Source organism: Delftia sp. ZNC0008 (assembly GCF_000799035.1).
GTDB lineage: Bacteria > Pseudomonadota > Gammaproteobacteria > Burkholderiales > Burkholderiaceae_C > Comamonas > Comamonas tsuruhatensis.
Map to the genome: position 1 here is coordinate 1 of NZ_JTKZ01000697.1, position 14457 is coordinate 14457.

Genomic DNA, 14457 nt, shown 5'->3' on the forward strand with positions numbered 1-14457 from the left:
CTGGTCGGCTGCAACGGTGCAGGTGCCTGCGGTCACGAAGGTCAGCGCGCCTGTCGGAGTGACGGTACACACGCCCATGGTGGACGAGGCGAAGGTCACCGGATAGCTGGCCCCTGCGCTGGAGCTGGCCGCCAGTGTCGGCGTGGTGCCGAAGTTCTGGGCGCCGGGATTGGCGAAGGTAATGGTCTGCGTTCCCTTGGGGACGACGGTATTGGTCGTGGCTGCTGCGCTGGTCAGGCCGGCGCCGTTGGTGGCCGTGACGTTGAAGCTGTAGCTGATGCCATTGGTCAGACCGGGCACGGTGATGGTGCAGGCTGTCGGCCCCGTGCAGTATCCGGTCTGGCCTCCGCCCCCGCTGGCCACTGCGTTATAGGTGGAGATGGCCGAACCGCCGTTGCTGGCCGGGGCAGCGAATGTGATGGAGGCCTGGGCATTGCCGGCCGTGGCCGTGGCACCCGTGGGAGCACCAGGGGCCACCGGAACGGCGACCGTGTGAGTCCCGCCGCTGTTGAAGGACGCAGGCGGCCCGTTGCCCACGCTGTCGGCGATGTTGGTGCTGCCGTTCAGGTTGATCTTGATGGTGCCGGTGCCCGTGATGCCCGAAACGTTGACGTTGACGGAGCTGCCCGTGCTGGCCGAGACACTGGATATGGTGCCTGAGGCCGTGCCCGTGCCGATCAGGGTAAAGTCGTCGGTGGAGATGTTGGTGACTGGCTTATTGAAGGTTGCCGTGAACGCCACGCTGGCATCGCCCGGGGCTGGCGAGCCGCTGACGGCGATGCTGCTGACGGCGGGGGCCAGGGTGTCCACGGTGGCGTTGGAGCTGCCTGCCGTGGTGGTGATGTTGCCGGCGTTGTCCACGGCGCTGATGCTCGCGTTGAGGTTGTTTCCTGCAACCCCAGCCGGCAGCGGGAGGGTGGCTGTCCAGATCCCGGCGGCGTTGGTGGCCGGTATGGCCACCGGGCCGTTGAAGGCGGACAGGTTGATGGACACTGCACTGATGGTGTCAGTGTTGTTGTCGCCCGCAGCAGTGTTGTTCCACTGGGCGGTCACGGTGTCACCGGCCTTGAAGGCGCCGCCCACGCCGGACGCTCCCGACAGGGCGATGTTGCCAGGGGTGACGACAGGAGCAATGGTGTCTACCGTGGCATTGTTCGTGCCTGCCGTTGTTGCGGGACCATTGCTGTTGCTTGCCGTGACGGATACGTTGCGATTCGTGGCATCGATGGCGCCAGCCGACAGCAAATGGGTCGCTGTCCAGATGCCTGCAGAATTGAGAGCCGCCACCGAAGCGCCGCCACCGAACTGGGACAAATCGAAGTTGACGCCTGTGATCGGTGTGGCGTTGTAGTCTCCGCTGGCAGTGTTGTTCCAGCGTGCCGTGACGGTGTCACCTATCTTGAACGCTCCGCCTGTTCCCGTGGCTCCTGTCAGGCTGATGTGGTCAATGGAGATGCGTGGCGAGTTCTGCGCCCCTGCGATCGTGAAGCCGCGGAATTCGAAGTCGGCGAACTTGTTTGCCGGGCAGGCGCCACCGTCCCCGCCGCAATCCACATAGAGCTTGAAGCCTTTGAGTTTCTTGCCACTGAAATCGGCAAGCTGGGTTGCCGTGAAGGTGAACGCTTCTCCTGGCGTGTCGCTGCCGTTGATGGTGCTGGACGTGACCGTGCCACCGGATGCCAGCATCCCCACGATACGCACGTTGGTGAACTGGCTGAAGGCACCAAATTCACCGGCTGACAGGCCCGTCAGCTCGAACTTTGTGGTGTTGATATCGTCCGCTCTGAGATAGAAGTAGGTGCCGGTCGCAGTCCCTCCGTTCTGGATGTAGGCGGCGAAGGGCGCAGCTGAATATATTTGCAGTCCCAGTTGTGTATGTGTGCTGTCCCAGGCGGAGACGCGAAAATCCGTCTGGACTAGATCGAGGCTGTTGACGCTGAAGCTGGAGAAAGACTTTGGTCCGTCGCTGGCCAGCAGCACGCCCGAGAAATCAGCCAGAGCCTTGTCCGAAAACGCCAGCTGCGTATCGACGTGGCCGCGCCGCACCTCCAGCTGCCAATCTCCACCCTGGGCCAGGTTGCCTGTGGCATTGCTGGACGCCGCCACGTCCAGCTGCGTTGCATGCTGCACGATGTCCAACAGTTGCTCGCCTTCGGGCGTGGCTGCGAGATCGCAGCCGTAGAACAGCAGGTCACCGCCGGGACGCACGGCATTGCGCAGTGCGGCCAGCGATTCGATCTCGCCCTTGACGCTTTCGGCCGTGATGCGGCTGCTGCCCAGCAGCAGCACGCCGGCCTCGGCATGCGAGACCACGTGGACGGCTGACAGATTTTTGAACGAAGCCAGGGCCTGGACCAACTGGGGCAGGCCGGGGCGCGAGGCATCGATCTCCACCATCTGCACGCCGGGCTTGAGCGCACGCTGCAGCACGGCCCGGTCCTGCACGGCAGAGTCCACGATCACCAGTTCGCTGACGGGCGATGCCACGACGATCTCCAGCTCTCCCGGGGGGCGAGGCCGCAGGTCGCGCGCCGGCGCGGCACTGCGGGACAGGGGCAGGGCGATCTGCTCGCCAGAGTCCTGGGGCGATCTCAGGTACGAGCGCAGGTACGAGCCCGCTGCCGGGCCTGCGGAGCCCAGCAGGCCCAGCGGAAGCAGTGCGGCGGAGAAGCCGCCAAGGAATGTGGTGCCTATCATGGTGTTCCTCTCTGTGTTTCGGTGTCCGTCGCGGACGCTCTCTTGCTGGCGATGATGTGGGCCGAGGTGCCGGTGGTGTCCTGCCAGAAGTCCATGGCCTGGTACCTGGCAAACAGGTCGGGCGGCAGGATGCTGCGGCGCGGCTTGAAGGCCACCTTCCGGCGCACGTCGTGCAGGCCTTTGACGCCCAGTTGCAGATCGAACTCGCTTTCGGAGTACTCGACGGCATTGAAGTCGTGGGCGAAGGCCTCTTCGCCGAGAAATTGGTAGATGAGTTCCACCGTGCGCCGGGGGTGCTGGGTGAGCAGGTCGTAGTCCACGATCAGCAGGCGCTCGGAAAACTCGCCGTAGTAGGCTTCCTTGAGCGCGGTCCATGCGCTGCCCACGGCACCGGCCACATGGATGAGCGACTCGCAGCGGCTGTACACCGTCTGGCGCGAGGCCGCGTTGAACATGCGGCTGTAGTCGAAGGGGTTCCTGCGGTAGATGGTCTCGAAGCTGTCCATGACCCATGCCGGATTGCGCACGCAGCACACCATCCTGAAGTCGGGCACCAGTTCCACAAGCTGGTGCATGCGTGCCGTCCACTGGCGGTTGGTGTCGAAGAGGACGGGCTGCTGCTGGCCGGCATAGTAGGCATCGACGATGGCCCGGCAGATGGCCTTGCGCCGGGCCTCGTCGAAGAAGGCGTGGGATTCGCTGCCGGCGCCCATCTGCTCGAGGGCGCCGTTGACCAGCCCCGCCACGGGACTGCTCATCGCGGCGTGAAAGCGCGGGTTCTGCCGCAGGATGCCCGCGAGCAGCGTGGAGCCCGAGCGCGGCAGGCCAGAGATGAAATGCAGTGTGCGTGGCATGGGCTGCGGCACGTCAGTTACGTGAGGGGAAGACGCCTTGCAACGCAATGCAGAAGTTCAGCACGAGAAAGGGCTGGCGATTCTCATGCGCGGTGTTGCCTCCGGCCGGAGTCAGCATGTTGGGAGCCATGGCGGCGCTGGGCGTGCCGTTGGTTCGCATGTACCGCACGACCCCAGTACCCCCCCGACCGTCGAACGTCAGGTAGGACGTGCTGTCAGGCGCTGCCTGGGTGCCTGGATTGTTCAGCCCGGTCAGCAAATGGTTGTGCTGGGGCATTTCAGTGGTCAGCAGCGTGACGGAATCAGTGCCTTCCGTGGAGCCGATGTTCCAGGACTGCTGCGGGTCGGCTCCGGTGACGACATGGCCTATCAGATTGGGCAGGCCGAAGGTTGTGGTTCCGTTGCCGCCATAGAAGGTTCCGATGATGGAAAACAATGCGGGGTTGGACTGGATGGCCAGCAACTGGCCATTGCACAGCGCCCAGTTCTTGGGGGCGAAGTTGAACGGAAATTGGCGAATTTCGCCGATGAAAGCGTCCATGGTGCTGTCCTAGTTCCTGGAGGGGTAGATTCCGTAGAGCGCAATGATGTAATTCATCGCCATGCTGGGCATGATGTTGTCGTGCGGTTGGCTGTTGCCTGCGACCGTGACCGATGCGGGTGCCATGGTCTGTGGGTTGGCCCCTGCCACCGGCTGTGGCGCATAGAAGAGATCGGACCCGTTTTGTGCAGGCACCAGCCCTGTGGCCTGTGCTGCGGTAGCCAGGGAGGTGCTGGCGACAAGACCGTGGGAATGGGTGGGGATCTGGTTTGTCGTGAGCGAGACCTGTGCCACTCCGAACTGCTGACCCACGGCGCGACTGGTCAGCCCCGGGCCTGCTCCCTGCCCCACGGGCACGCGGGATCGAAGGTCCGGCAGCTTGAAGGTGGTTTGCCCGTCTCCTCCGTAGATCGTTCCCAGCAGCGAGTACAGGGCGTCGTATTCAGAGATGTTGAGCGTCGCGCCATCGCACAGGTGCCAGCCTGCGGGTGCAAAACTGCCTGCGAACAGGCGGATCTCTCCAAGGTAATAGTCCATTGCGTATTCCTGTGGGCGCGTGTCAGTTGCGCGAAGGGTAGATGCCGGTCAGCGCGATGCACGGTGTCAGCACCAGCGAGGGTTGGCAGTTCTCGTGCGGCTGATTGCCGCCGGTGTTGGAGACGCTGGCCGGCGCGATCGGCTGCTTGCCAGCGGTGCCTGGTGCATAGAAATTGGTGGGGGCGCTGGTGGCCACGAGCGTGGCCGTGGCCATGCTGTTGTTGCTGAACGCGGGCGCATCCCCGCTGTCCGTGCTTGCCATGACGAAGTGGGTGTGCTGGGGAAGATTGTTGGCGACCAAGGTGACGCTTTCCACGCCACCCGGCAAGCCTTGCTGCAAGCCGCCGCCCGTGTGCCGTGCGACCCGGCCACGAAGATCGGGAAGCGCGAAGGTAGTGCTGCCGTTTCCGCCGAATTGCGTACCCAGCAGCGAGAACAGTGCCTGGTTCTGGTTGATGGCCAGAATCTGTCCGGCGCACATCGCCCATCCCTTGGGAGGCCAGCCATAGGGATACAAGCGGATTTCTCCAATGAAGTTTTCCATGGAAGCGTTGCCTTTCTGTTATCGCTTTGTGGGGGTGCAGGAGGGGTATGAAGGTGTTCAGGCGGCAGGCGGATGCCAGGCCATGCCCAGTTGAACGGCATCGATGCCCGATGACGCGAAGCCCAGCCGGGCGTACAGCCTTTGCGCGCCGTGGTTGGCTGCATCGACGCTCAGCGTGACCCGGCGGCCCAGCACGGCGGCACTGCCTTGCACCCAGCGCAGCAGGGCCGCGCCGTATCCTTGTCCCCGTACGGCAGGCGTGATCACGATGTCCACGATGTGCAGGTCCGCTCCGTTGTCATGCACCGTCAGTGCGCCTATGGGCACGCCCCTTTCCTGCACGATGAGGCGGGGTGCGCCGGCAAAGCGGCGCTGGTAGTCGGCCTGCTGGAAGTCGTACTGCTGATCCAGCAGCTGGGCGAGGGCGGCCCCGGGCAGTGGCAGGGATTGCAGGTGCGGGCGCGCGGAGAGAAACAGTGCGCGCTGGAAGTCGCGGTCTTCGGGTTCAGCGGGACGGGTGAACAGGCCGGGGGGGCGCAGCGCTTCAAGCAGCATGCAGGGCCTCCGCATCCATCAGGGGTTGTGCGCACTGCAGCAGCTGTGCGTGCAGCGGGCCCAGGCGCGCTTCGATATCCTGGCGATCGCCTGCGCCAAAGACGGCTGCCTTGTCCTGCCCATCAGGCGAGAAGCGTTGGTCCAGCGCCTTGGCATGCTGGCTGAGGCGCACGGCGATGCGCTGGCGTGCGGCCTCGCTCGCATGAAGGCCGAAGCGCCGGGCTATCTGCTCCATGGCCCCGGCACCCAGCTGGCTGTAGTGCAGCACAGGAACGCCCTGGCTTTCGTGCAGGCCCCGCATCTGCTCCATCAGTGCCTGCAGCACGCGCATGCGATGGTCGAGCATGGAGACAAAGGGTTGGCTGCTCCTGCCGCAACAGAACACCGGACTGGCGCCAGCCAGCGACGGGTCGCCTGACATGTGCCGGCCGGCCTGCCTGTGGTGCGAGGCCAGGATCTCCACAGGATCGCGCACCAGCATCAGGCTGGGCACCTCGGGGTAGAGGTCCTGCAGTAGCTCCCACTGGAAGATGTCCCAGGCATTCCACTTGACCACAAGGTCATGGCGCCCAGGCACGGCGACGGTGATTGCCGACACCAGACCGGCAATGCCCTCGCGCTTTTGCGCACGGTCCAGCGAGGTGTCCAGCAGCAACTCGGTGAACACCGGCGGCTCCGACAGAACCAGCGTGCTGTCCAGCTCGGAAAGGCTGCCCGAGACCAGGGTGGAGCCGCAGCGCGAGAGGTGGAAGATGAAGCCGGCAGGGCGATGGCCCCAGCGCCTGGGAGCGCTGGCTGCGCACAGCTCGGCCAGCGGCGTGCGTGGCCGGATGAACTGATTCAGCAGCCTGCGCTGCAGGCAGCGGCTGATGTACTCGTCATGGAACGGCTCGGTGGCAGGGCCGTCCGGCAGGCACCACTGGATGCTGCGCGTGCGTGCCTCATACCTGTGTGGAAGCCAGCCACCCGCCAGCAGCGCGGTGGCTGGCACGGCAGCCTCCTTGCTCAACTGCTCCAGAGTCTGGATGAGCCGGGCATCGCCCCAGCCGTGAAGACGCCACAGCAGCCGCAACTGGGCGAGCACCGATTCCACACTTCCAGCCCGCTCAAACAAGGCCTGCTGCGACGGGCTTGCGATCAGTGCGGCAAAAGCGACCTGCAGCTCATGCATAGGCCTGTCCCTTGCCGATGCGGTCGGCCAGCCAGGCGTTGGCAATGCAGTCGATGACCAGATGGGTGCGGTCCTGCGTGCTCTGGTTCAGCACTTCATGCGTGGCGTCGGCATTGAAGTACCAGAGCTCTCCTGGGGCCATGGGGATTTCCAGGCCTTCCACGATGAATCGCACATCGGGGTGTGTGTAGACGGGCACGTGCAGTCGCGCCTGGCCATGCTCCAGGCTCAAGCCATGGTCGCGATGCGGCTTGATGGATGAGCAGGCCTTCAGCTGCATCAGGCGCACGGAGCGCAGCGGGCATTGCAACTGGTCCAGCACCTCACGCATCGCCGGGCTGTGCTGCAGCGAAGGCAGATCGTCCCATTCTTCGTCAGGCGCCTCGATGGAGAAGCTCTGAAGAAGGGGGTGGGCCGCCACATGCTGGCGCTGGCAGCGCAGCGGCACCACGCGCCATGCACCTTCGTAGCCGCGGTGGTTCACATGGTCACACCAGTGTGAGGACAGCAGCTCATCGACCTCGTCCCGCAGTCCCTGCAGCCGTACCTCGGCCTCCAGCCGGGCAAACAAGGGCGCGCCGGCGCATGCGCCGACAGTTGTACAAGACGGGATGGCCCTGGCATTCATTGCAGTGCCTTGGCCAGCGGCAGGGGTGAGTCCACCAGCGGCACCACGCCACATGCTGCCGGGCCTGGTTCGGCCGCCTGCTCCATCTGCAGCAGCGTCTGTATGCGCGAGACGCAGGCAGCGATGCTGAGCTGGTGCGTGGCCAAGGCCAGGTCCGGAGCAGAGGGCACCTCGTAAGGAGAGTCGATGCCGGTGAACTGGCGCAGCTCGCCGCGGCGGGCTTTCATGTACAGGCCCTTGGGGTCGCGCTGCTCGGCGACGGACAGGGGAACATCCACGAAGATCTCGAAGAAGTCGCCCTTGTCGAACAAGGCCCGCGCAGCATCGCGCTCGGCCCGGAAAGGGGAGATGAAGGCGGCGATCACGATGGTTCCCGCATCCACGAACAGCCGTGCGACCTCTGAAACCCTGCGGATGTTCTCTGCACGGTCTTCGTTGGAGAAACCCAGGTCGCGGTTCAGGCCCTGGCGGATGTTGTCGCCATCAAGCACATAGGTGCGTCTGCCGGCGGCATGCAGCCGGGCCTGCAGCGCATTCGCGATTGTCGATTTGCCAGATCCGGAAAGACCAGTGAGCCATATGGCGCATGCCCTGTGGCCATGCAGATTTTCCCTGTCTTGCCTGGTAATGCAAAACGGTTGTGCATGTACGTCGGGCGGTGGGGTATGGCCGGAAAATGGCATGGCTTGGGTGGGAAAGCGGGAAAACGAAAGACGGGTCAATCGGACAGGGCGAATATCTACGAATTGTTAAGAAATTTCAAGAAAAATTACTGACGACAACATTCGCTTCTCCGCAGTGCAGGCGCACCCGTCTCCCCGGGGAAAACGTGCCGGAGCGTCCTGTCAGGGGATTGGGTGGGATGTCAATAACCAACGGCGATGGTTGTTGGCTATCTATTTATTTCAAGAAGGCATTTTCAATAGTTTTTTTGAAAACGTTTATCGACCATGCAAGCAGGTGAGATTTTGGTCGAAATGATTTTTCATTTTCATTAATACCACTCGCTCCCATGAATATCGCTGAGATGAGAGGAAGCCGCGATCATAGTAGACGCACGGAAAGTGGTATATCACTGGAAATGGGTATTCGTATGGGACGCTCCGTTGCCGGCATCAAGTCCATATCGGCCGCCGAGCGCTCCTGCGCGTGCATGGGCCGGCAGCCCTTTTTCCGTCCGGCCCCGGCAGGTCACGTGTGATGGATGTTGGAAGCAGGGCCGCTGCGTGTATGTCGCCCGAGCGGGCTACAGCGGCGCAGGCAGCGAATGGCTGGTCCTGGCTGCGATCCGCGGCCCTGGCAGGGCCAGGCTATGCCTGGGAGTCGTTGCGGGACAGAGGGCTGGCAGCGCCCCTGCCCGCAGGAGGCAGGGGGGATGCCCGCGGCAGCATGAAAAAAGCCCCAGACTCTTGCGAATCTGGGGCTTCTTGTTTGGTGCCGGAGAAAGGAATCGAACCCTCGACCTTCTCATTACGAATGAGCTGCTCTACCAACTGAGCTACACCGGCGACAGACAAAAATTATAACGGCAAATTTATGCCTCGGAATGGTATTGCGTCACTTTTTCGACTTCGTTCTTCGAGCCGAGGATGACGCTCACACGTTCGTGCAGCTGCGTGGGCTGGATGTCGAGGATGCGCTGCTTGCCGTTGGTGGCGGCGCCGCCGGCCTGTTCGACCAGCCAGGCCATGGGGTTGGCTTCATACATCAGGCGCAGCTTGCCGGGCTTGTTGGGCTCGCGGCGGTCCCAGGGGTACATGAAGATGCCGCCGCGGGTCATGATGCGGTGCACGTCGGCCACCATGGAGGCGATCCAGCGCATGTTGAAGTCCTTGCCGCGCGGGCCTTCCACGCCGGCCAGGCATTCGTCCACGTAGCGCTTGACGGGGGTGTCCCAGTGGCGCATGTTGGACATGTTGATGGCGAATTCCTTGGTGTCCTCGGGGATGCGGATGTTTTCCTGCACCAGCACGAAGGAGCCTTGCTCGCGGTCCAGCGTGAACATGGAGACGCCGTCGCCCACGGTCAGCACCAGGGTGGTCTGCGGGCCGTAGATGCAGTAGCCGGCCGCTACCTGCTGGGTGCCGGGCTGCATGAAGTCCTGCTCGGTCACGCCGGGGTGGCCTTCGGGCTTCTTGAGCACGCTGAAGATGGTGCCGATGGAGACGTTGACGTCGATGTTGGACGAGCCGTCCAGCGGATCGAACATCAGCAGGTACTCGCCGTGCGGGTAGCGGTTGGGCACCAGGTAGATGCCTTCCATTTCCTCGGAGGCCATGGCCGCCAGGTGGCCGCCCCATTCGTTGGCCTCGATCAGCACCTCGTTGGCGATGATGTCCAGCTTCTTCTGGACTTCGCCCTGCACGTTCTCGCTGCCGGCCGTGCCCAGCACGTCGCCGATGGCGCCCTTGTTGACGGATTGGCTGATGCGCTTGCAGGCGCGGGCCACGACTTCCAGCAGCAGGCGCAGCTGGCCGGGGATGAGGCCGTCCACGCGTTGCTGCTCGACCAGGTAGCGGGTCAGGCTGACGTTTTTCTTCATGGGTTCAACTCCTAAAAATCCGGGAGCAGATGCGGCATGGCGTATGCATCTGCTGATGAACAGCATTTCAGTGATTCCTGGCTTGCAGCATAAAACCGGCGCTGCTCAAGCCAGGGACACCGAGGAAGAGCCGCCTCGCACCGAGGGTGTCGTCCCCATTCAAGGGGGAAGGCGCGAAGCGACTCAGGGGGTGGCTCGTCAATCCGCGAGGGCGCGGGTGACGACTTCACGCACGTCGTTGCTGAGTTCGGCGCGGGCCGCCACGCGGGCGATGGCTTCACGTGCAGCGGTGCGGTAGGGCTCGGCCAGCTTGCTCCAGCGGTCCAGGGCACGCGCCAGGCGGGCGGCGACCTGGGGGTTGATGGCGTCCAGCTCGATGACGCGCTCGCTCCAGAACACGTAGCCCGCCGCGTCGGCGCGGTGGAAGGCGCCGGGATTGGCGCTGCAGTAGCTGAAGATCAGGCTGCGCGCGCGGTTGGGGTTCTTGATCTGGAAGTCGGGGTGTTTCATCAGCTGCTTGACGGCCGGCAGCACGTTGCCGCCACGGTCGCAGGCGCCGCCCTGCAGCGCGAACCACTTGTCCAGCACCAGCGCATCGTGCTGGAACAGCTTGTGAAAGCGTGCCAGGGCCTGGGCGGCCAGCGGGTGGCCGCTTTGCACCAGTGCCGTCAGGGCGCTCATGCGGTCGGTCATGTTGCCTGCGTCCTTGAAGCGCTGCAGCGCCTTGCCGGGCCAGACCGTGTCGCCCGAGGCGCGCGCGGCCAGGCACAGCATGGACAGTGCCATGCCGGACAGGGCGCGGCGGCCGGAGCTGACGGGGTCGGGGCGGTAGGCGCCGGTGTCGCTGTGCTCCTGCCATGCCTGCTGCCAGTCGGCCTGCAGTTCGGTGGCCAGTTGCTGGCGCATGGCTTCGCGCACGGCGTGCACGCGCTGCGGATCGACCACGGCCAGCTGCTCGGCAATGTAGCTTTCGCCGGGCAGGGTCAGCATCAGTTCCTTGAAGGCCGCATCCAGCTGCGGATGGCGCAGCACGCCGCGCATGGCCTCGACGAAGGAGGCCGGCAGCAGGGCAGCGGCGATCTGGCCGCTGGCGTCTGCCGTGATGGAGGTGTCGCCAATGGCCTGCAGCGCGATGCGCAGGCCCAGGCGCTGGCCGGCTTCCCAGCGGTTGAAGGCATCGCTGTCATGGGCCAGCAGGGTCAGCAAGGCGGCATCGCTGTCGCTGTGCTGCAGCACCACGGGGGCGCTGAAGCCGCGCAGCAGCGAGGGCACGGGCTCCTGGTCCACGTCGGTGAAGACGAAGCTGTGGCTGGGTTCGGACAGCACCAACAGGCGGCTGTCGCCGGCTGCCTGCGCATCTTCGCCCTGCAGGCGCAGGGTCAGCGCGCGGCCGTCCTGGCCCAGCAGGCCCATCTGCACGGGGATGACGAAGGGCAGCTTCTCGGCCTGGCCGGGCGTGGGCGCGCAGCTTTGGCTCAGGGTCAGCGTGTAGGTGCGGGCGGCGGCGTCGTAGCTGCCTTCGGCGCGCAGCTGGGGCGTGCCGGCCTGGCTGTACCAGCGCTTGAACTGGTCCAGGCGCCGGGCCAGTTCGCTGTCGGGGTTGGCGTCGGCCATGGCCTGGGCGAAGTCGTCGCAGGTCACTGCGTGGCCGTCATGGCGCTCGAAATACAGCTTCAGCCCCAAGGCAAAGCCTTCGCGGCCCACCAGGTTGTGCTGCATGCGCACGACCTCGGCACCTTTTTCGTAGATGGTGACGGTGTAGAAGTTGTTGATCTCGATGTAGCTGTCGGGCCGCACCGGGTGGGCCATGGGGCCTGCATCCTCGGGGAACTGGGCAGTGCGCAGCACGCGCACGTCCTCGATGCGCTTGACGGCGCGCGCCGAGGGGCTGCCCGCCATGTCCATGCTGAATTCCTGGTCGCGGAAGACGGTCAGGCCTTCCTTGAGCGACAGCTGGAACCAGTCGCGGCAGGTGACGCGGTTGCCGGTCCAGTTGTGGAAGTACTCGTGGCCGACGACGGACTCGATGTTGGCGTAGTCGGTGTCGGTGGCCGTGGACTGGCTGGCCAGGACGTACTTGGTATTGAAGACGTTCAGGCCCTTGTTCTCCATTGCGCCCATGTTGAAGTCGCTGGTTGCGACGATCATGAAGCGGTCCAGGTCCAGGGACAGGCCGAAGCGGGCCTCGTCCCAGGCCACGCTGGCCATGAGGGAGTTCATGGCGTGCTCGGTCTTCTCCAGGTCGCCGGGGCGCACGAAGACCTGCAGCAGGTGGTCGCGGCCTGCGCGGCTCTTGATCTTTTGCTCGCGCGCAACCAGGTTGCCGGCCACCAGGGCGAACAGGTAGCTGGGCTTGCGGTGCGGATCGGCCCACTTGGCGAAGTGGCGGCCGTCTTCCAGCGCGCCTTGCTCGACCAGGTTGCCGTTGGACAGCAGCACCGGGTACGCGGTCTTGTCGGCGCGCAGCGTCACGGTATACATGGCCATCACGTCGGGACGGTCCAGGAAATAGGTGATGCGGCGGAAACCCTCGGCCTCGCACTGGGTGAAGAACGTGCCCTGGCTCACATACAGGCCCATGAGCTTGGTGTTCTTGGCGGGCGCGCAGGTGGTGAAGATTTCCAGATCGACGGGGTCGCCGCCCTCGGGCAGGTTCTCCAGCACGAGCTGGTCGCCGTCCATCTTGAACGAGGTGCCGCCGCCGTTGACCAGCACGCGCGCAAGGTTCAGTTCATCGCCGTCCAGGCGCAGCGGCTGCGCCGGCACCTCGGTGTTGCGGCGCACGCGCATCTTGTTGAGCACGCGGGTCTTGGCCGGATCGAGATCGAAGGTCAGGTCCACGGTGTCGATCCACCAGGCAGGAGCCTGGTAGTCGGCGCGGTGGATGGCGGTGGCAGGGGCCTGCCCGTCACGCAGTTGCAGCATACAGATTCCTTCCTATGCCAATATCAGGGGACAGAGTCCAAGCCCCTGTGCGGCCGGTGCCGCCCAGGGGCTTGAAACTCAGAGGCCTTGCTTGAGCGAGGCTTCGATGAAAGCGTCGAGGTCGCCGTCCAGCACCTTCTGGGTGGCCGAGATTTCGACGTTGGTGCGCAAATCCTTGATGCGGCTGTTGTCCAGCACGTACGAGCGGATCTGGTGGCCCCAGCCCACATCGGTCTTGGTGTCCTCCAGCTTTTGCTGCTCCACCATGCGCTTTTGCATCTCGTGCTCGTAGAGCTTGGAGCGCAGGCGCTGCCATGCGACGTCACGGTTGCTGTGCTGGCTGCGGCCATCCTGGCATTGCACGACGATGCCGGTCGGGATGTGCGTCAGGCGCACGGCCGAGTCGGTCTTGTTGATGTGCTGGCCGCCGGCGCCCGATGCGCGGTAGGTGTCGGTGCGCACGTCCGAGGGGTTGATCTCGATCTGGATCGAGTCGTCGATCTCGGGATAGACGAACAGCGAGGCAAAGCTGGTGTGGCGGCCGCCCGAGCTGTCGAAGGGCGACTTGCGCACCAGGCGGTGCACGCCGGTTTCGGTGCGCAGCAGGCCGTAGGCGTACTCGCCCTCGATGTGGATGGTCGCGCTCTTGATGCCGGCGATGTCGCCCGGCGTCTCTTCCTCGACCGTGGCCTTGAAGCCCTTGCGTTCGGCGTACTTCAGGTACTGGCGCAGCAGCATGCCGGCCCAGTCGCAGGCTTCGGTGCCGCCGGCGCCGGCCTGGATGTCCACGAAGCAGTTCAGCGGATCGGCTTCCTTGCCGAACATGCGGCGGAACTCCAGTTCCTCGATCAGGGGCTGCAGCTTGGCGGTCTCGCCCTCGATGGTGAGCAGGCCGGTCTCATCGCCTTCTTCCTTGCTCATCTCGAACAGCTCGGCGTTGTCGGCCAGCTCGGTGGTGAGCTTTTGCAGCGTCAGCACGACGCCGTCGAGCAGCTTCTTTTCCTTGCCCAGTTCCTGGGCCTTCTTGGGGTCGTTCCAGACGCTGGGATCTTCCAGCGAGGCATTTACCGTGCGCAGTCGTTCGTACTTTGCATCGTAGTCAAAGATACCTCCGTAGATCTGCCGTCCGCTGCGACAGATCTTCGAGGGTGTTGCCGATGAGGTTGATGCGTTCTGCTTCCATGATGTGTTCCGTCTTCTGATGAATGTGTTCTTGGCTGAATCGCCGATTTTCTCATGCTGGGGCACCGTGCCGGGCCAAGCGCCTGTCGCGCGGGGCTGCGGGAGGGCGGCAGACTGGCGAGGGCTTTCAAAACAAGGGCTTGCAGCGGTCGATCATGGCAGATTTGAAGGGCTTGGCCATGGCAGGGGCGTGATCCGCCTGCGAGGCGCCCGGAAAAAAGGCCCGGCCAGCAGGAGCTGGTCGGGCCTTGGCCGGTGTGTCCGCCCCCGGGCGGGGCGGG

At 64.4% G+C, this 14457-nt stretch carries 12 protein-coding genes and 1 tRNA gene; all 13 read right to left on the bottom strand.

From position 1 onward, the window contains the following. Nucleotides 1-2697 (bottom strand): DUF4347 domain-containing protein (locus L995_RS22670; protein WP_047473800.1); only part of this gene is annotated, 2697 nt, incomplete at its 3' end. After that, complete coding sequence (locus tag L995_RS22675) at nt 2694-3551, bottom strand: sulfotransferase family protein (RefSeq protein WP_034364027.1); 858 nt, start codon at nt 3549-3551, stop codon at nt 2694-2696. The genes L995_RS22675 and L995_RS22670, both read right to left, overlap by 4 nt. A gap of 13 nt (nt 3552-3564) precedes the next feature. After that, complete coding sequence (locus L995_RS22680; protein WP_034364007.1) at nt 3565-4092, bottom strand: phage tail protein; 528 nt, start codon at nt 4090-4092, stop codon at nt 3565-3567. A 9-nt stretch (nt 4093-4101) separates the two neighbouring features. Next, the gene (locus L995_RS22685) at nt 4102-4629 is read right to left on the bottom strand and encodes a phage tail protein (protein ID WP_047219765.1); all 528 of its coding nucleotides are present in this window, start codon (nt 4627-4629) and stop codon (nt 4102-4104) included. 22 nt (nt 4630-4651) lie between these two features. Next, on the bottom strand, nt 4652-5173 hold the full coding sequence (locus L995_RS22690; RefSeq protein ID WP_047473801.1) for a phage tail protein: 522 nt from the start codon (nt 5171-5173) through the stop codon (nt 4652-4654). 57 nt (nt 5174-5230) lie between these two features. Next, entirely contained in the window at nt 5231-5728 is a 498-nt protein-coding gene (locus tag L995_RS22695) for a GNAT family N-acetyltransferase (protein WP_052013988.1), read from the bottom strand. Further along, on the bottom strand, nt 5718-6899 hold the full coding sequence (locus tag L995_RS22700) for a hypothetical protein (RefSeq protein ID WP_047473802.1): 1182 nt from the start codon (nt 6897-6899) through the stop codon (nt 5718-5720). Before L995_RS22700 ends, L995_RS22695 begins: the two co-directional genes overlap by 11 nt. Continuing rightward, the gene (locus L995_RS22705) at nt 6892-7470 is read right to left on the bottom strand and encodes an aspartyl/asparaginyl beta-hydroxylase domain-containing protein (protein WP_231574509.1); all 579 of its coding nucleotides are present in this window, start codon (nt 7468-7470) and stop codon (nt 6892-6894) included. Before L995_RS22705 ends, L995_RS22700 begins: the two co-directional genes overlap by 8 nt. A 53-nt stretch (nt 7471-7523) precedes the next feature. After that, nucleotides 7524-8210, bottom strand: coding sequence for an adenylyl-sulfate kinase (cysC, locus tag L995_RS22710; protein WP_047473804.1), 687 nt, complete (start codon nt 8208-8210; stop codon nt 7524-7526). A 749-nt stretch (nt 8211-8959) separates the two neighbouring features. Continuing rightward, nucleotides 8960-9035 (bottom strand) — tRNA-Thr (locus L995_RS22715). 26 nt (nt 9036-9061) lie between these two features. Then, nucleotides 9062-10069, bottom strand: coding sequence for a class 1 fructose-bisphosphatase (locus L995_RS22720; protein WP_012205101.1), 1008 nt, complete (start codon nt 10067-10069; stop codon nt 9062-9064). 198 nt (nt 10070-10267) lie between these two features. Beyond that, nucleotides 10268-12994: an aminopeptidase N gene (gene pepN, locus L995_RS22725; RefSeq protein WP_047473805.1), complete on the bottom strand. Its 2727-nt coding sequence runs from the start codon at nt 12992-12994 to the stop codon at nt 10268-10270. Nucleotides 12995-13072: 78 nt separating this feature from the next. After that, nucleotides 13073-14177, bottom strand: a protein-coding gene (gene prfB, locus L995_RS31490; RefSeq protein ID WP_126312227.1) for a peptide chain release factor 2 whose coding sequence is annotated in 2 segments (ribosomal slippage) — nt 13073-14095 and nt 14097-14177 — 1104 coding nt in all. Because the reading frame shifts where the segments join, the coding sequence is not laid out codon by codon here. Between the last annotated feature and the right edge of the window lie 280 nt (nt 14178-14457).